Annotated in this window: 15 protein-coding genes; 11 read left to right on the top strand and 4 right to left on the bottom strand. The window is 41.6% G+C overall.

What is annotated here, in order from left to right:
• Positions 1-192 precede the first annotated feature (192 nt).
• The 3 genes from malQ to B7717_RS09795 all read left to right on the top strand — a co-directional run bounded on the left by malQ (position 193) and on the right by B7717_RS09795 (position 4,450).
• Positions 193-1,710, top strand: coding sequence for a 4-alpha-glucanotransferase (gene malQ, locus B7717_RS00450; RefSeq protein ID WP_049478973.1), 1,518 nt, complete (start codon positions 193-195; stop codon positions 1,708-1,710).
• Positions 1,711-1,734: 24 nt separating this feature from the next.
• Entirely contained in the window at positions 1,735-3,993 is a 2,259-nt protein-coding gene (glgP, locus tag B7717_RS00445; RefSeq protein ID WP_084856257.1) for a glycogen/starch/alpha-glucan family phosphorylase, read from the top strand.
• Between the two features lie 250 nt (positions 3,994-4,243).
• On the top strand, positions 4,244-4,450 hold the full coding sequence (locus tag B7717_RS09795; RefSeq protein WP_033587430.1) for a hypothetical protein: 207 nt from the start codon (positions 4,244-4,246) through the stop codon (positions 4,448-4,450).
• 109 nt (positions 4,451-4,559) lie between these two features.
• On the opposite strand, the gene B7717_RS00435 is transcribed toward B7717_RS09795, so the two are convergent.
• The gene (locus tag B7717_RS00435) at positions 4,560-5,408 is read right to left on the bottom strand and encodes a putative RNA methyltransferase (protein ID WP_001095532.1); all 849 of its coding nucleotides are present in this window, start codon (positions 5,406-5,408) and stop codon (positions 4,560-4,562) included.
• A gap of 151 nt (positions 5,409-5,559) precedes the next feature.
• Between B7717_RS00435 and B7717_RS00430 the strand changes: the two genes are divergently transcribed.
• Both B7717_RS00430 and B7717_RS00425 read left to right on the top strand, forming a co-directional pair.
• The gene (locus B7717_RS00430) at positions 5,560-5,838 is read left to right on the top strand and encodes a DUF6110 family protein (RefSeq protein WP_000910910.1); all 279 of its coding nucleotides are present in this window, start codon (positions 5,560-5,562) and stop codon (positions 5,836-5,838) included.
• A 1-nt stretch (position 5,839) separates the two neighbouring features.
• Positions 5,840-7,900: a heavy metal translocating P-type ATPase gene (locus tag B7717_RS00425; protein WP_000008775.1), complete on the top strand. Its 2,061-nt coding sequence runs from the start codon at positions 5,840-5,842 to the stop codon at positions 7,898-7,900.
• Positions 7,901-7,977: 77 nt separating this feature from the next.
• Here B7717_RS00425 and tyrS read toward each other — a convergent pair whose 3' ends face one another.
• A complete protein-coding gene (tyrS, locus tag B7717_RS00420; RefSeq protein ID WP_084943967.1) occupies positions 7,978-9,234 on the bottom strand; it encodes a tyrosine--tRNA ligase in 1,257 nt (418 codons plus the stop codon).
• 140 nt (positions 9,235-9,374) lie between these two features.
• On the opposite strand from tyrS, the gene pbp1b reads away from it, so the two are divergent.
• The 6 genes from pbp1b to B7717_RS00390 all read left to right on the top strand — a co-directional run bounded on the left by pbp1b (position 9,375) and on the right by B7717_RS00390 (position 16,059).
• Positions 9,375-11,882: a penicillin-binding protein PBP1B gene (gene pbp1b / locus B7717_RS00415; protein ID WP_084943966.1), complete on the top strand. Its 2,508-nt coding sequence runs from the start codon at positions 9,375-9,377 to the stop codon at positions 11,880-11,882.
• Between the two features lie 77 nt (positions 11,883-11,959).
• Entirely contained in the window at positions 11,960-12,871 is a 912-nt protein-coding gene (locus tag B7717_RS00410; RefSeq protein ID WP_084943965.1) for a DMT family transporter, read from the top strand.
• A gap of 84 nt (positions 12,872-12,955) precedes the next feature.
• Entirely contained in the window at positions 12,956-13,654 is a 699-nt protein-coding gene (gene dapD, locus B7717_RS00405) for a 2,3,4,5-tetrahydropyridine-2,6-dicarboxylate N-acetyltransferase (RefSeq protein WP_084943964.1), read from the top strand.
• A 59-nt stretch (positions 13,655-13,713) separates the two neighbouring features.
• Complete coding sequence (locus B7717_RS00400; RefSeq protein ID WP_084943963.1) at positions 13,714-14,844, top strand: N-acetyldiaminopimelate deacetylase; 1,131 nt, start codon at positions 13,714-13,716, stop codon at positions 14,842-14,844.
• An 11-nt stretch (positions 14,845-14,855) separates the two neighbouring features.
• On the top strand, positions 14,856-15,395 hold the full coding sequence (locus B7717_RS00395; RefSeq protein WP_049478398.1) for a 5-formyltetrahydrofolate cyclo-ligase: 540 nt from the start codon (positions 14,856-14,858) through the stop codon (positions 15,393-15,395).
• A complete protein-coding gene (locus tag B7717_RS00390) occupies positions 15,379-16,059 on the top strand; it encodes a rhomboid family intramembrane serine protease (protein WP_033585443.1) in 681 nt (226 codons plus the stop codon). Before B7717_RS00395 ends, B7717_RS00390 begins: the two co-directional genes overlap by 17 nt.
• A gap of 80 nt (positions 16,060-16,139) precedes the next feature.
• On the opposite strand, the gene B7717_RS00385 is transcribed toward B7717_RS00390, so the two are convergent.
• Together B7717_RS00385 and galU are read right to left on the bottom strand one after the other, a co-directional pair.
• Positions 16,140-17,042: a hypothetical protein gene (locus B7717_RS00385; RefSeq protein WP_049478399.1), complete on the bottom strand. Its 903-nt coding sequence runs from the start codon at positions 17,040-17,042 to the stop codon at positions 16,140-16,142.
• A gap of 498 nt (positions 17,043-17,540) precedes the next feature.
• Entirely contained in the window at positions 17,541-18,440 is a 900-nt protein-coding gene (gene galU, locus B7717_RS00380) for a UTP--glucose-1-phosphate uridylyltransferase GalU (protein ID WP_000811022.1), read from the bottom strand.
• Between the last annotated feature and the right edge of the window lie 6 nt (positions 18,441-18,446).

The raw sequence follows: 18,446 nt of genomic DNA, 5'->3' as shown, positions 1-18,446 counted from the left end.
CAGAAAATCTTTAAAATTTTTTCGCTTATTTCATAAAATATCAGTGGCAACAAGTTTTGTTTGATTAAAATAATTCAAAAAAATTTTTTAAAAACGCTTGCATTTGTTTTTGAAATGCGTTATACTTAAATTAACGCAAACGTTTGCGCCTTAATTGCGCAACGTTTTATAACAAACACATGAGGTGCTATTATGAAAAAACGTCAAAGTGGTGTGTTGATGCACATCTCTTCTCTTCCAGGAGCTTACGGGATTGGATCATTTGGCCAGACTGCCTATGATTTCGTTGATTTCTTGGTTCGTACCAAGCAACGTTACTGGCAAATCCTCCCTCTTGGGACAACAAGCTATGGAGATTCTCCATACCAATCATTCTCAGCCTTTGCTGGAAATACGCATTTTATCGACCTTGATATCTTGGTAGAGCAAGGCTTGCTCGAAGCCAGTGACCTTGAAGGTGTTGACTTTGGTAGCGATGCATCTGAAGTTGATTATGCGAAGATTTATTATGCACGTCGTCCGCTTTTAGAAAAAGCAGTTAAACGCTTCTTGGAAGTGGGAGATGTCAAAGATTTTGAGAAGTTTGCTCAAGACAACCAATCATGGCTTGAACTCTTCGCTGAGTATATGGCGATCAAAGAGCATTTTGACAATCTTGCTTGGACAGAATGGCCAGATGCAGATGCTCGTGCCCGTAAAGCTTCAGCGCTTGAAAGCTACCGTGAGAAATTGGCAGACAAGTTGGTTTACCACCGTGTGACACAATACTTCTTCTTCCAACAATGGTTGAAATTGAAAGCCTACGCTAACGATAACCACATCGAAATCGTTGGGGACATGCCTATCTACGTAGCGGAAGATTCAAGCGACATGTGGGCAAATCCACACCTCTTCAAGACAGATGCCAATGGTAAAGCAACTTGCATCGCAGGATGCCCACCAGATGAGTTTTCTGCAACTGGTCAGCTTTGGGGCAACCCAATCTATGACTGGGAAGCAATGGACAAAGACGGTTACAAATGGTGGGTTGAACGCTTGCGCGAAAGCTTCAAGATCTACGATATCGTTCGTATCGACCACTTCCGTGGTTTCGAATCTTACTGGGAAATTCCTGCTGGTTCCGATACAGCAGCACCTGGTAAATGGGTGAAAGGTCCAGGCTACAAACTCTTTGCAGCCGTTAAGGAAGAGCTTGGTGAGCTAAACATCATCGCAGAAGACCTTGGTTTCATGACAGATGAAGTCATCGAGTTGCGTGAACGTACTGGCTTCCCAGGAATGAAGATTCTTCAATTCGCCTTCAACCCAGAAGATGAAAGTATCGATAGCCCACACTTGGCACCTGCCAACTCTGTTATGTACACAGGAACACACGATAATAACACTGTTCTTGGTTGGTACCGTAATGAAATCGACGATCCAACTCGTGAATACATGGCTCGTTACACGAACCGTAAAGAGTACGAAACAGTGCCACACGCAATGCTTCGCACAGTCTTTTCATCTGTTAGCTTCATGGCTATTGCAACTATGCAAGACTTGCTAGAACTAGATGAGTCAGCTCGTATGAACTTCCCATCTACTCTTGGCGGAAACTGGTCATGGCGTATGACAGCAGACCAACTCACACCAGCTGTTGAAGAAACTTTGCTTGACTTGACTACAATTTATCGCCGAATCAATGAAAATTTGGTAGAATTAAAGAAATAAGACATTATCAGGAGACACATAAACATGTTACCATTAAACGAATTTGTACAAAAACGTTACAATAAAACCATTGCAGAATGTAGCAATGAAGAGCTTTACCTTGCTCTTCTTAACTACAGCAAGCTTGCAAGCAGCCAAAAACCAGTTAACACTGGTAAGAAAAAGGTTTACTACATCTCAGCTGAGTTCTTGATCGGTAAACTCTTGTCAAACAACTTGATTAACCTTGGTCTTTATGACGAAGTTAAAAAAGAGCTTGCAGCTGCAGGTAAAGAGTTGATCGAAATCGAAGAAGTAGAATTGGAACCATCACTTGGTAACGGTGGTTTGGGACGTTTGGCAGCCTGCTTTATCGACTCAATCGCTACACTTGGTTTGAATGGTGACGGTGTTGGATTGAACTACCACTTCGGTCTTTTCCAACAAGTTCTTAAAAACAACCAACAAGAAACAATTCCTAACGCTTGGTTGACAGAGCAAAACTGGTTGGTACGCTCAAGCCGTAGCTACCAAGTGCCATTTGCACACTTCACATTGACATCTACCCTTTATGATATTGATGTACCTGGTTACAAGACAGCTACTAAAAACCGCTTGCGTTTGTTTGACTTGGATTCAGTTGATTCTTCTATCATCGAAGATGGTATCAACTTTGACAAGACAGATATCGCTCGCAACTTGACTCTCTTCCTTTACCCAGACGATAGCGACAAGCAAGGTGAATTGCTCCGTATCTTCCAACAATACTTCATGGTTTCAAACGGTGCGCAATTGATCATCGACGAAGCAATCGAAAAAGGAAGCAACTTGCATGACCTTGCAGACTACGCTGTTGTACAAATCAACGATACTCACCCATCAATGGTGATTCCTGAATTGATCCGTCTCTTGACTGCGCGAGGTATCGAGCTTGATGAAGCAATCTCAATCGTACGTAGCATGACTGCCTACACTAACCACACAATCCTTGCTGAAGCCCTTGAAAAATGGCCTCTTGAATTCTTGGAAGAAGTGGTTCCTCACTTGGTACCAATCATCGAAGAATTGGACCGTCGTGTGAAGGCAGAATACAAAGACCCAGCTGTTCAAATCATCGATGAGAGCGGACGTGTTCACATGGCTCACATGGATATCCACTACGGATACAGTGTAAACGGGGTTGCAGCTCTTCACACTGAAATCTTGAAGAACTCAGAGTTGAAAGCTTTCTACGACATCTACCCAGAAAAATTCAACAACAAAACAAACGGTATCACATTCCGTCGTTGGCTCATGCATGCTAACCCAAGCTTGTCTCACTACTTGGATGAGATTCTTGGACATGGTTGGCACCATGAAGCAGATGAGCTTGAAAAACTCTTGTCATACGAAGACAAGGCTGCTGTTAAAGAAAAATTGGAAAGCATCAAGGCTCACAACAAACGTAAATTGGCTCGTCACTTGAAAGAACACCAAGGTGTGGAAATCAATACAAACTCTATCTTTGACATCCAAATCAAACGTCTTCACGAGTACAAACGCCAACAAATGAACGCTTTGTATGTGATCCACAAATACCTTGATATCAAGGCTGGTAACATCCCTGCTCGTCCTATCACAGTATTCTTCGGTGGTAAAGCTGCTCCTGCCTACACAATCGCTCAAGACATCATTCACTTGATCCTTTGCTTGTCAGAAGTGATTGCTAACGACCCAGCTGTAGCTCCACACTTGCAAGTCGTAATGGTTGAAAACTACAACGTTACTGCAGCAAGCTTCTTGATCCCAGCATGTGACATCTCAGAACAAATCTCACTTGCTTCTAAAGAAGCTTCAGGTACTGGTAACATGAAATTCATGTTGAACGGTGCTTTGACTCTTGGTACTATGGACGGTGCTAACGTGGAAATCGCTGAGTTGGTTGGCGACGAAAACATCTATATCTTTGGTGAAGATTCAGAAACTGTTATCGACCTTTACGCAAAAGCAGCTTACAAATCAAGCGAATTCTATGCTCGTGAAGCTATCAAACCTTTGGTTGACTTCATTGTGAGCGATGCTGTTCTTGCAGTAGGTAAGAAAGAACGCTTGGAACGTCTTTACAACGAATTGATCAACAAAGACTGGTTCATGACTCTCCTTGACTTGGAAGACTACATTAAAGTCAAAGAGCAAATGCTTGCTGACTACGAAGACCGCGACGCATGGTTGGATAAAGTCATCGTTAACATTGCTAAAGCAGGATTCTTCTCATCTGACCGTACAATCGCTCAGTACAACGAAGATATCTGGCACTTGAACTAAGATACAAAATTTATACTAATCACTTTGTAAAAAAAGCGAATTTCAATTGAAATTCGCTTTTTTGAATGATGTGGATTTTAGCCAATCAGGTCTAAAAAGAGATAAATCATAGATACGTTGAAGTTTTAGAAATACTGCTTTTTACTGTATTTCAGTCTCATGATTCTTCGTAGTTGATGGCCTCGTATTTCTTGTATCCGCTTATAATTTGTATTATAATAGCATTGTGGTGAAGAAAGAAGGTGTTCTTATGTGGAAAAAATATTTTTCAAAATATAAATGGACTGATTTATTTTGGATACTATTTGTGATTTGGTCATGCCTTTATATGGGTAATAGTAGTTCCTTTCCACTGACTCATCAAGAAATCTCTTTTCATGGATGTTGTTATGGGGCATCACTTGCCTCATTTCACTTGCTATTTATTGATAAATTTGTTATTTCGAATCGAAAATAAATGGAGAGGTTAAAATTTTTTCCACTTTTCGGATAGACAGTTGAAAAATCGCGATTTATACCCACACCTCAAGAGGAGGTGCGGGTTTTGTCTTATCTGAAAGTTTTATTTACAGTGCTTTCCCAACCAAAATCTCTGCCTCAATGGTAATCTCTGTCAGTTGACTCCAGTCAATTTTGGTCTGGTCAACATGAAAGAGAAGGGGGGTCATGCTAAGTAAAGCTTGGCGTTGCTCGGCTGTGATGGGTTTGGTTAGGGAAGCTATTTGGCTAGATTGGATGCTGAAGTATTCCTGGAAATGTTCCTTGATATCTTGGTTGGAATAGTCCTTGTTTGTCAGCTGGTCTTGTACCCTTTGACGGATTTCTTTGAGGTGATTTTCAGTCGGGATGACCTTGATCAAGATGCCATCTTTGGATAAAACGCGACGGAATTCCCCATAGTTGGCAGGTGAAAAGATGTCGAGCAGGATATCCATACTGGCGTCTTTTATAGGAAGTCGAGCCAGGTCACCGACAAACCAATTAACTGACCAGTTGAGTTCACTTTTAGCTGCGATTTGGACCGAGTCTTTTGAAATGTCAAAGGCATAGAAGGTTTTATCAGAGTGACTTTCTTGGAGTTTACGAGAGTAGAAACCTTCGCCACAACCGATATCCAAGACTGTTTTTGCGGATGGATTAGTTGTTAGTAAGTCCGAGATACCTTCTAAAATAGCCTGATAAAAACCAGCTTCAAGAATTTGCTGGCGGTTTTGGAAGTTTTCCTTGTCGTAGTTGGCAGATTGCTTGATTTGCGGAGCCAAGTTGACATAGCCGAATTTTGCCAGATCAAAAGAATGGCGGTTGCTACACTTGAGGCTAGACTCTACCAAGGCCAGATTTTCTTGGCAGATAGGGCAGGAAAAGGCAGTCGCAGAAGCAAAACGCTGAAGTTTGGGTTTGAGGTTTGTATTCATAGTTTAAGTGTATCAAAAGAGGCAAATGAAAGCAACTTTAGAAATAAGTAGATGGGAGATTCAGTAGAAATAAAACTAATTCTCCAATTTATAGAATAAAATTGCTTTTATATCTAAATTTCTATATAATAATGATAAGGAGGAAATAAGTATGTTAAAAGAAGTATTAACCGTTGCAAAAGTTGCGAAAAAATCATCACTCTTTTTGGGTGGTGTCGCATTTGGTACCCTTGGTTTGAAAATCTTGGCAAGTAAGGAAGCTAAAAAAGGTTATTCTAAAGCTTTGGCTAAGGCTTACAAGTTGAAAGACGGGCTAGATGCATCTGTTTCTGTTGTGAAACAACATGGAGACGATGTCTTGCAAGATGCCAAATATTTGTACGAGCAAGAGAAAAAAGAAGAGCAATTAGATAGCCTTATAGGAGAATAATATGTCTTTTAAAGTGCTACATAGAGGATACCAACATATCCGACTATCATCTTCTTTTTCACTCACCTTGGATATTCAAGACTATCTTCGTTCCTTGGCGAGAGATGAAAAGGGGATTGAGTCTATCCAGTTTTACATGGATCAACAGCACTTTACTCTACGCATAAAAGAAGGCTTTTCTGTATTAGATAATGCAGAAGCCTTTTTAAAAAGAATTGATAAAGGGAAAGTTTCTGAGTTGATGACTCTTCCCATTCGTAGAGAAGAGAGTGCTTATTCTATTGTTTCAGGTGCAGCGATTAAGCGTGTACTTTTTCGTAGTTTTGTGCCGTATCCTATTCGCTATATATGGACTTGTTATCAGGCTTTGGGTTATATTAGAGAAGCCTATCAAACACTAGCGCGTAAGGAACTAACGATGGAAGTCTTGGACTGTTCGGCGATTTTATTGTCCTTGTTTATGAACCAATCCAAGACAGCTAGCAATATCATGTTTATGCTTGATTTGGGGAATCATTTAGATCAGTGGTCTTTGAAAAAAACTGCAACAGATTTAGAACAAAGCCTTCTTGCAAAAGAGAGCGACGTATTCTTAGTACAGGGCGATACGGTTGTTAGTATCAAGAGTTCCGATGTTCAAATAGGAGATGTCTTGGTCCTATCTCAAGGAAATGAAATTCTGTTTGATGGACAAGTAGTTTCAGGTTTAGGTATGGTCAACGAAAGTTCCTTGACGGGAGAGAGTTTTCCAGTTGAAAAAAGAGAGTCTGATTTGGTTTGTGCAAATACAGTATTAGAAACTGGAGAGTTACGCATTCGTGTAACCGATAATCAGATGAACAGCCGGATTTTACAACTGATTGAGTTAATGAAGAAATCTGAAGAAAACAAGAAAACGAAACAACGCTATTTCATCAAGATGGCGGATAAGGTCGTCAAATATAATTTCTTGGGGGCTGGGCTAACTTACCTATTAACAGGTTCTTTTTCTAAGGCTATTTCTTTCCTATTAGTCGATTTCTCCTGCGCTTTGAAAATCTCTACTCCTGTAGCTTATTTGACAGCTATCAAGGAGGGGTTGAACCGTGAAATGGTGATTAAGGATGGGGATGTTCTGGAGAAATATCTGGAAGTTGATACTTTCTTGTTTGATAAGACGGGAACAATCACAACTAGTTATCCTATAGTTGAAAAGGTGTTACCTTTTGGGGACTATAGTGAGGAAGATATTCTCAGAATCAGTGCCTGTCTTGAGGAACACATTTATCATCCTATTGCTAATGCCATCGTCAAGCAAGCTGAGATAGAGGGAATTGAACATGAAGAAATGCATGGGAAACTCCAATATATTGCAAGCAAGGGGATCAAATCTCATATAGATGGCCAACCAGTTCTTATTGGGAATTATGTCTTGATGCAGGATGAGCAGATTCATATCAGTTCAGAACAAAATGCTTTAATTGAAGAGTACAAGAGTCACTACAATCTCTTATTCTTGGCTTATCAGAATGAATTGATTGGAATGTTCTGCATTCATACTCCTTTGAGAAAAGAAGCAAAAGCAGCCTTGGAGAAACTTAAGGCACAAGGGAAAAAATTGATTCTGGCAACAGGGGACACCTTGGTTAGGACAGAGGAATTAGTCAAAGATTTGCCCTTTGATCAGGTCTATACAGACTTGAAACCTGATGGGAAATTTGAGTTAGTAGAGGAACTGCAGAAAGCAGGTCACACGATTTTGATGGTTGGAGATGGATTGAATGACTCAGCGGCTCTAACCCTATCAGATATCGGTGTGGTGATGAATGAGAGTGCAGATATTTCTAAGCAGATGAGCGATATCTTATTGTTAGATAATCGTTTGGATTTCTTCCAAGAGTTGGATTGGCTATCATCATCTTTGCAAACACTCATCAAGAAGAATATTCAAGATACCGTTGTCGTAAATAGTAGTTTGATTGGCTTTGGCTTGTTTAATTGGCTCAGTCCTTCAAACCTCTCTATCCTACATAATCTAACAACCTTACGCATAGTCCTGCGTAGCCTGTCTATTAAGGGATAGGTGGGGACTATTCACAGCAAAAAGGAGTTACCTTTCTCGAGGGTAACTCCTTTGTTTATAGGTAAATGTTTAACAATTTAGTAAGTCAACACAAAGTATTTCTTCTTTCCTCGGCGGATAACAGTGAGTTCGTTTTCTAACTTATCTGCGTCACTCAAGACATAGTCAAGGTCTTGGATACGGTCGCCGTTGACGTAGATGGCTCCATTTTGAACATCTTCACGGGCTTGGCGTTTGGAGTTCACCACACCGGATGACACGAGGAGTTCCACGATATTGTGGTTTTCGTCTGCCTGTACTTGGTAGTTTGGCACACCACGAAGTCCTTGTTTGAGTTCTTTGACAGAAAGGTTTTTGATGTTTCCAGCAAAGAGTTGCTCGGTGATGTTAAGGGCTTCTTTGTAAGCTTCTTCTCCGTGAACAAGAGTCACGACTTCACGAGCGAGGACCTTTTGTGCCAAGCGTTCGTGTGGAGCCGCTTCAAACTCTTTGCGGATGTCTTCAATCTCATCGAGTGACAAGAAGGTAAAGATTTTCAAGAAGCGAACAGCGTCAGCATCCATCACGTTCATCCAGAATTGGTACATTTCGTATGGAGAAGTCTTTTCAGGGTTAAGCCAAACTGCGTTTCCTTCTGACTTACCAAATTTCTTACCAGTTGCGTCTGTGATGAGTGGAACAGTGATCACGTGACCAGTCTTGTCAGCCTTACGACGAAGCAATTCGGTACCAGCTGTCATATTTCCCCACTGGTCAGAACCACCGATTTGCAGAGTAACATTGTAGTCTTGGTTAAGGACATAGAAGTCGTACCCTTGCATGATTTGGTAGGCAAACTCAGTGTAAGAAATCCCTGTCTCGATCCGTTTCTTCACAGATTCCTTACTCATCATGTAGTTGACAGTGAAGTATTTTCCGACGTCACGGAGGAAGTCAATGAAGCTGATACTGCCAAACCAGTCGTAGTTGTTGACCATGACAGCCTTATTTTCACCATTTTCAAAGTCAAGAAAACGAGAAAGTTGCCCTTGGATAGACTTGACCCAGCCCTCTACTGTGTCTTTTGTTTGGAGACTACGCTCAGCATCTTTGAAGGACGGATCTCCGATGAGACCTGTAGCACCGCCAACGAGCGCATATGGTTTATGACCTGCTAACTGCAAGCGACGACTGGTCAAGATTGCGACAAGGTGGCCGAGGTGAAGGCTATCAGCAGTTGGATCGTAGCCAGTATAATAAGAAACTTGACCTTCTTCTAGGGCTTTACGCAAAGCTTCTTCATCAGTCGTTTGAAAAATCAAACCACGCTCTTTTAGCTCATCAAAAATGTGCATGTGTCTTTTCTCCTTTATAAAATATTGTTTCTACCTATTGTATCACAAACTCGGACAATAGCCTAGTGGAATAGGGAAGAAAGTGGCTATTTTATTGAAAGTTTCCCTTTTATGGTATAATAGAGAAAGCGAGGACATTCATGAAAGAAAGAATTAATGAATTAAAAACAAAAATGCTGCATTTTTTCCAGCAGCTAATGCAACGAATTGTAAAATGGAAGAAAAGACTAGCAGAAAAACTGGCTAATAAGAAAACCGGTAAAAAGGGGACCTCTTCTGACAAAGTTGGAAGGGCAGGATCTAATTTTGCTAAGGTTTTGAGTGGGTTTAAAATAGTCTTTAACACTCTCTTTATCTTAGGTTTTATCGGTGGACTGTTTGGCGCTGGTGTAGCTATGGGTTATGGAGTCGCTCTATTTGACAAGGCTCAGGTGCCTCAAGCAGAAGAGTTGGTCAAGCAAGTGAAGGATATTGCCTCTATCTCAGAAATCACTTATTCTGACGGCAGTACCATTGCCTCGATCGAGGGTGATTTGTTGCGCACTTCAGTCGCTTCAGATGCTATCTCAGATAACCTTAAGAAAGCCATTGTTGCGACAGAGGACGAGCATTTCAATGAGCACAAGGGAGTTGTGCCTAAGGCCGTTATTCGTGCGACTTTGGGAACCTTTGTCGGTCTAGGCTCGTCTAGTGGTGGTTCGACCTTGACCCAGCAGGTTATCAAGCAGCAAGTGGTGGGGGATGCTCCAACTCTAGCTCGTAAGGCCAAAGAGATTATTGATGCTCTAGCTTTAGAACGGGCCATGGGTAAGGATGAGATCTTGACAACCTACCTTAACATTGCTCCTTTTGGTCGCAATCATAAAGGTCAAAATATTGCAGGTGCTCAGCAGGCTGCAGAAGGAATCTTTGGGGTCAATGCTTCGGATTTAACGGTCCCTCAAGCAGCCTTTATCGCAGGATTGCCACAGAGTCCAATCAGTTATTCTCCTTATGAATCTGATGGTAGTATGAAGAGTGATGAGGACATGGCTTTGGGAATCAAGCGTGCCAAGGATGTCCTCTACAACATGTACCGGACAGGAGCTCTAAGTCAGGAAGACTACGATAAGTACAAAGATTATGACTTTAAGAAAGATTTCCTACCATCAGGTAGTGTTAGCGGTACTTCGCGTGACTATCTCTACTATGCAACCTTGGCAGAAGCTACTGATCGCATGTACGACTACCTCGTCCAACGAGATAATGTTTCTGCGCAAGAATTAAAGAATGAGTCCATTCAGAAATCCTATCGTGATCTAGCCGCTAAGGAAATTGAAAATGGTGGATATAAGATTACGACAACTATCAATAAAAATGTTCATGCTGCGATGCAAAATGCGGTTGCGACCTACGGCTATTTGCTAGATGATTCGACAGGCCAGCCTGAGGTGGGGAATGTCCTCATGGACAACCAAACGGGAGCTATCCTTGGATTTGTTGGTGGTCGTAATTATCAAGAAAATCAGAACAATCACGCTATTGATACCAAGCGTTCTCCAGCTTCAACCACAAAACCTATATTGGCCTATGGTATCGCTATTGACCAAGGTTTGATGGGGAGTGCAAGTATCTTATCAAACTATCCTACCAACTTCTCAAACGGGAACCCCATCATGTATGTCAATAGTCCTGGTACGGGAATGATGACATTGGGAGAAGCCCTTAACTACTCATGGAATATCCCAGCCTACTGGACGTATCGTACGCTTCGAGAGAAGGGTGTTGATGTCAAAGGCTATATGGAAAAAATGGGTTACGAAATCCCAGAATATGGGATTGAAAGTTTACCGATGGGTGGGGGGATTGACGTTACAGTTGCCCAGCATACCAACGGGTATCAAACTCTGGCCAACAATGGAGTTTACCATAAGAAACATATGATCGCGAAGATCGAGTCAACGGATGGCCGATTGGTATACGAGCACAAGGATGAGCCTGTCCAAGTTTATTCGAAAGCGACAGCAACCATTATGCAAAGTCTCCTTCGGGATGTTATCTCGTCTCGGATTACTTCAAGTTTCCAGACGGACTTGACGACTATCAATCCATCCCTAGCCCGTGCTGACTGGATCGGAAAAACTGGTACGACCAATGAAGATGAAAATATGTGGCTCATGCTTTCTACACCTCGATTGACTTTGGGTGGCTGGTTAGGTCACGATGACAACAGACCACTAGCCAAAGGAGCAGGCCACTACCGCAATGCCAACTATATGGCCCACTTGGTCAATGCTATCCAACAAGCTGAACCTGGAATATGGGGGAATGAGCGCTTTAATCTGGATCCAAGTGTGACCAAGTCACAAGTTCTTCGTTCTACAGGGCAAAAACCAGGCAAGGTTTCCATCAATGGGAAAGAAATAGAAGTTTCTGGATCAACAGTAACGAGCTACTGGGCGACTAAAGAAGGTGCCCCAGTGACCACCTATCGCTTTGCTATTGGAGGAAGCGATGCAGATTATCTGAACGCATGGAAGAATATTCTAGGAAGCATTCCAGCAGTGACTCCTCCAAGCTCAAGTTCAAGCAGTAGCTCTGGAAGTTCAAGTTCGAGTGGGAATACTCAAAGTGGTTCTACAGGACGTTCACGTCTATTTAATCGCTAAGAAAGAGTAGTAGCAAGGTTAGTAATTTCTCCTTGTTGCTACTTTTTTCTTTGTTGGTTTCGTGTTACAATAATAATATGAATCATTATCAGAAAAAGATTGTTAAGGGAACAGTATACTCGCTACTCTCAGGCCTAATCTGGGGGATTTGTGGGATTTTAGGAGAGTATTTTTTCACTCATTATCCAGTGTCTTCTGGATGGATTACTTCTATGCGGTTGCTTGTGGCGGGGAGTTTGGTTTTAGGTTTATCTGCTTTTCAGTTGCGTAGCCGCTTGTTGGACATCTGGCGTGATAAGAAAAATTATCTACCTTTTTTAGCCTATGCTATTCTAGGTATTTTTTCTGTGCAGTTTTTCTTTTATCTCTGCGTTGAGTATTCCAATGCGACGACGGCGACAATTTTGCAATTTATCAGCCCAGTTTTTATCCTGTTTTACAATCGAATCATTTACCAGAAGAAAGCTTCGATTACAGCTGTTTTCTATGTTTTGATTGCCATGCTAGGTGTTTTTTTGATGGCTACAAAAGGAGATTTGTCCCAATTATCCATGACTCCTTTGGCTCTAGTGACAGGTTTGCTCAGTGCAGTAGGGGTCATGTTTAATGTTATCCTTCCCCAACGCTTTGCACGGCGCTACGGTTTCATTCCAACTGTTGGTTGGGGGATGATTCTGGCAGGGCTATTTAGTAATTTTCTTTACCCTATTTATCGGATAAGTTTTCAAGTGGATCTGGTAAGTGTGCTGATTTGTCTGACGATTGCCGTGTTTGGTACTGCTTTTGCCTTCTTTCTATCTATGAAGGCCGTGTCACTCGTTTCTCCGCTGGTTGTATCGGTGGTGAGTGCTAGCGAACCGCTCTCTTCAGCTTTATTAAGTGTTCTTTTTTTGGGATTGGTCATGGATGGTTTTTTGGCCTTAGCTATGGTGTTGATTATCGTTCCGATGATTTTTTTATCTATAGAAGAAGCAAAACAAGCCAGGTAAAGATGATTATTTGATAGTTGAGGCTTCAAATTTGAGGCCTTTTTTGGTAGAATAGGTATCATTATAACGAACCAGGAGGCACCTATGACTGCTACAAAAATGAATGCTCAAGAAATTATCCAATTTATCGCCAATGCTGAAAAGAAAACCAGTGTCAAAGTAACCTTTGAGGGGCAACTCGCAACTGCTGTGCCTAGCTCTGTTGTCAAACTAGGAAATGTCCTATTCGGAGACTGGAAGGACGTGACTCCGCTTCTTGAAGGTTTGGTAGAAAATCAAGATTACGTTGTCGAGCAAGATGCTCGTAATTCTGCAGTTCCTTTGCTAGATAAGCGTGCTATCAACGCTCGTATCGAGCCAGGTGCTATTATCCGTGACCAGGTGGAAATTGGTGACAATGCTGTTATCATGATGGGGGCTGTTATCAATATCGGAGCAGAAATCGGTGCAGGAACCATGATTGACATGGGTGCCATCCTTGGTGGCCGTGCTATCGTTGGGAAAAACAGTCACGTTGGTGCAGGTGCAGTTTTGGCAGGTGTGATTGAGCCAGCTAGTGCTGAACCAGTCCGTGTTGGAGACAATGTTCTTATCGGTGCCAATGCAGTGGTTATCGAGGGAGTCAAAATCGGTAGTGGTTCAGTTGTTGCAGCAGGAGCTATTGTTACCCAAGATGTTCCAGAAAATGTGGTTGTAGCAGGTGTTCCAGCTCGCATCATCAAAGAAATTGATGCCCAAACCCAACAAAAAACAGCGCTAGAAGATGCGCTTCGTACCTTGTAAAAATAAAAAGAGGCGGATACTTCTTCCAGCCTCTTTCTTCTATATAGGAGGACAGATAGATGTTAGATTTGATTCAGACTAGACGAGATTTACACCAGATTCCAGAGATTGGCTTGGAGGAGTTCAAGACTCAGGCTTATTTGCTGGATGTGATTGAGAAATTGACTGCGAACAAGGACTTTGTTCAAGTTCGTACCTGGCGGACAGGAATTTTGGTCTACCTGCAGGGAAGTCAGCCGGAGCGAACCATTGGTTGGCGAACAGACATTGATGGTCTGCCTATTGTCGAACAAACAGGTCTACCTTTTGCCTCTCAAAACCAAGGTCGTATGCATGCTTGCGGACATGATTTTCACATGACCATTGCCTTGGGCTGTCTCGAGCGTGCTCTTGAGGAGCAACCCAAGAATAATTTGCTCTTTCTATTTCAGCCTGCTGAAGAAAATGAAGCTGGTGGTATGCTCATGTATGAGGATGGTGCTTTTGGAGATTGGTTGCCAGATCAGTTTTATGGTCTCCATGTTCGTCCGGATTTGAAAGTCGGCCAGATTGCGACCAATACACATACTCTCTTTGCAGGGACCTGTGAGGTGAAGATTCGTTTCAAAGGAAAAGGAGGACACGCAGCTTTTCCACATGAAGCCAATGACGCCTTGGTGGCTGCTAGTTACTTTGTAACCCAGGTGCAGTCAGTTGTCAGCCGCAATGTCAATCCAATCGAGGGGGCGGTGGTGACCTTTGGCCTTTTCCAAGCTGGAACAACCAATAATGTCATTACAGACACAGCATTTTTACATGGAACTATTCGCGCCTTGACTCAGGACATGAGCCTCTTGGTACAAAAAAGAGTCAAGACAGTCTCAGAAGGTGTTGCAGCAGCCTTTGATATGGAAGTCGAAGTAGAACTCAAGCAAGGAGGCTACCTACCTGTTGAGAACAATCCAGCCTTGGCGCGTGAACTGATGGACTTTTTTGAAGAGAAAGAGGGAATTGAGTTGATTGATATCGAGCCTGCTATGACGGGTGAGGACTTTGGTTATCTCCTTTCGAAGGTAGATGGCGTTATGTTCTGGCTAGGTATCGATAGTCCCTACGCCCTTCATCACCCTCAGATGAGCCCTAAGGAAGAAGCCTTAGCCATTGGGGTAGATGCGGTCTCTAGTTTCTTGAAAAAGAAGGCAGCAGAGTAGAGGAATTGTCTATGAAAGCAGAACTACGCAAGAAAATTTTGCAAGAAATGAAGTCTCTATCTCAGGAGCAAAAACAGGCTATGGACCAAGTTTTAACTGAGCGTTTCTTACAACACCCTTTTTACCAAGAAGCCAAGACCATCGCAACCTATCTCTCCTTCCCTCATGAATTTCAAACGCAAGAATTGATCGAGCGGGCGCTGAAGGACGATAAAAAGGTTCTGATACCCAAAACCTATCCCAAGGGGCGCATGGAGTTTGTGGTCTATCATCCGCAGCAGTTGGCAAAAACTTCCTTTGGTTTACTGGAACCGCAAGGAGACTTGGAAGTGGTGGAACCGTCTCAGATTGATTTAATTCATGTTCCGGGCTTGGCTTTTACAACAGAGGGCTATCGGATCGGATATGGTGGAGGATACTACGACCGCTATCTAGAACATTTTGCTGGGCAGAGCCTGAGTACAATCTATCCTTGTCAAATTCAGGAGTTTAACTTGGAAGACCATGATATTCCTGTTCAGGAGGTGTTAATCTATGAAGGAAATCTTTGATAAACGTTATCCTGTGACTAGTTTCTTCCTCCTAGTAACCGCATTGGTCTTTCTCTTGATGTTGGTTCTTACAGGTTTAAATTTTGAACGAGCAGATACCTTGCTTCAGTTTGGAGCCATGTATGGACCGATCATTCGTCTGTTCCCTGAGCAGATTTGGCGCCTTTTTTCGGCTATATTTGTGCATATCGGATGGGAGCATTTTATTGTCAATATGATTTCGCTCTACTTTCTTGGACGACAGGTGGAGGAGATTTTCGGTTCCAAGCAGTTCTTCTTTCTTTATCTCTTATCAGGAATGATGGGCAATCTCTTTGTTTTTGCTTTCACACCGAAAGTTGTAGCAGCAGGCGCTTCCACTTCTCTTTACGGGCTATTTGCTGCGATTATCGTCTTGCGTTACGCAACTCGCAACCCCTATATCCAGCAGTTGGGGCAATCCTATCTGACACTTTTCGTGATAAATATCATTGGAAGTGTTCTGATTCCAGGAATCAGCCTAGCAGGCCATATCGGTGGGGCAGTAGGAGGTGCTTTTCTAGCAGTTATTTTTCCAGTTAAATGGGAGAGAAGGATGTACAGTACTAGCCAGCGAATCGGAGCAACTGTACTTTTTATCGCACTAGCCATTTTCCTTTGCTATAAGGGAATGAACTATGTGTAGGGGGGATAGTTAAAAAGCCACTCAAAAAATGAGTAGCTTTTTTTGGAACCATTCGAAACAACACAGCTCTAAAATAGTTATTAACGTTGTCTAAAATCAGCAATTCCTCCACCGTAGTTTCCAAGGTGGTTTCCATTGTCGTCACGAACATCACCATTACTGTGATTTGCTTGATAACTGCCTGAATGTCCAAAAGCATCAGTTCCCGTATATCTTGTATAGCCATCATTTCCTCCGCCGCTATTGCTGTTGCCAGATGAATATTGTTCGGCAGCTGGGGCTTCATAATTACTTCCGCCACCATTTGATCCAGAATCAGAAGATGAGTTAGAACTTGAACTGCTTGAACTACTTGATCCACCAGAAGATTCTTGTGATTTAGCTTCTGATTGTTTCTTCTCTTCTTCTTTAGCTTTTTCAGCTGCTTTTTGTTCTTCTTCTTTCTTCAAAGCTTCGATTTGCTTATTGAATTTATCTACAATATCAGTAAGAGATTTTGTAGTTTCTTCAAGATTATCTTGTTTGAATGTTTCATCAACTTTCTTGATAAAATCAATTTGTTTATTGATTTCTTTTACATTATTTTCTAAGGTTGTTTTATCTTTAAATTTGTCATCTGAATCTTTGATGTCATAAGCCAAACCTTTTTGCAAATGAAAATCTACAATAGCTTTAGATGATTCTTTGACTTTGTTATTAAGATAGTCTTTACCTGTATCGGTTTTAAGTGAAGTTTCAGATAATTCTTTCAACTTAGAAATAGATTCATCTGAAGATGCATCAAATGATTCAAATAGTTTATCAACTTGTTCTTTGTCTGATTTGCTATCTTTTTCTAATTGTACAATTTTTGCTTGTTGCTCTGCTTGATGCTGGTAATATGAATACCATCCAAACCCTAATACCAATACAACACCAACTGCAACTGATGAAATGATTACTTTTTTATTGTCTTTGATAAATTCTACAGATTTGTTCTCCATAATCTTTTACTTTGATAGTGTCCGCAATTACTTTAAAATTAAAATTACACCTATCTTTCTCCCTTATTATATTCTTATTAATAGCTTCCACAAAATTAAACAACTTATATTCGACTCGGTTGATTTAATTTAACCATGACTACTCCAACAGTTAAGTCAAATTTAAAATTATTTATTATTTTGGAACCATTCGAAACAACACAGCCAAAAGATTTTTCTTTTGAGTTAAAATATGGTTATCCATAATCAGTAATGCGCACGATTCGGTGTTTTTTATTTTATTATACTAACTCATTGTACTCCTATTTTTATAAAAAAACAAATAATATCGTAGCGCTCTCATAAAATTTAAAATCAATTCGGTGGAGCCTGTTAGTGGATTAACCGAGAAATATGATTTCCTTTTGAGAGTATATATGTTCGGGATGATAGCAATACAAAATAAAAAGAACTGGGGATAATTAACTATCCTAGTTCTTTTTTATATGGAATTTTCTTCTATTCCCCCTCAGCTAACTCTTTCCCAAGTTGGATGAGGTAGTCTTTCAAGTCGTCTTTGACTTGTGGGTGTTTGAGAGCGTAGTCGATGGATGTTTTCATAAAGCCAAACTTATCTCCGACATCGTAACGAGCTCCTTTGAACTCACGAGCAAATACACGTTGTGTTTTATTGAGGGTATCGATTGCATCTGTCAGCTGAATTTCATTTCCTGCACCTGGAGCTTGATTTTCGAGGATTTGGAAAATTTCAGGAGTGAGGAGGTAGCGTCCAATAATAGCAAGGTCGCTAGGAGCATCCTCTGGCGCAGGTTTTTCAACGAAGGTTTCAACGCTGTAAAGACCGTCTTTCCCTTCTCCTTGCGGAGCAATAACCCCATAAGCAGATACTTCGTCATGAGGGACTGGCATAACAGCGATAGTGGACGCGTGTGTACGCTCGTAGTCATCCATGAGTTGTTTGGTAAGTGGAACAGCCTTTTCGTCCGTGATATCCATCAAGTCATCACCAAGCATAACGACAAAAGGTTCATTTCCGACGAAAGCTTTGGCTTGCAAGACAGCATCTCCGAGACCACGTGGATGTGTTTGACGGATAAAATGCAGGCGCATGCCGGTTGTCTCATCAACCAGCTTCAAAAGATCTGTTTTCCCTTTTTCTTTGAGGTTGTATTCCAATTCGAAGTTTGAGTCGAAGTGGTCCTCGATAGAACGTTTTGACTTACCAGTAACAACCAAGATATCTTCGATTCCAGACTTGAGGGCTTCTTCAACGATAAACTGGATAGTTGGCTTGTCTACGATTGGCAACATTTCCTTGGCCAAGGCCTTAGTTGCTGGGAGGAAACGAGTTCCCAATCCAGCGGCAGGGATGACTGCTTTTCTGACTTTTTGTTTCATGATGTT

Origin of the sequence: Streptococcus oralis subsp. oralis (assembly GCF_002096495.1) — a bacterium.
GTDB classification, from domain to species: Bacteria; Bacillota; Bacilli; order Lactobacillales; family Streptococcaceae; genus Streptococcus; species Streptococcus oralis_CU.
Note: the sequence above shows the minus strand (reverse complement) of the source record. Positions and strands in the feature narration are given on the sequence as shown.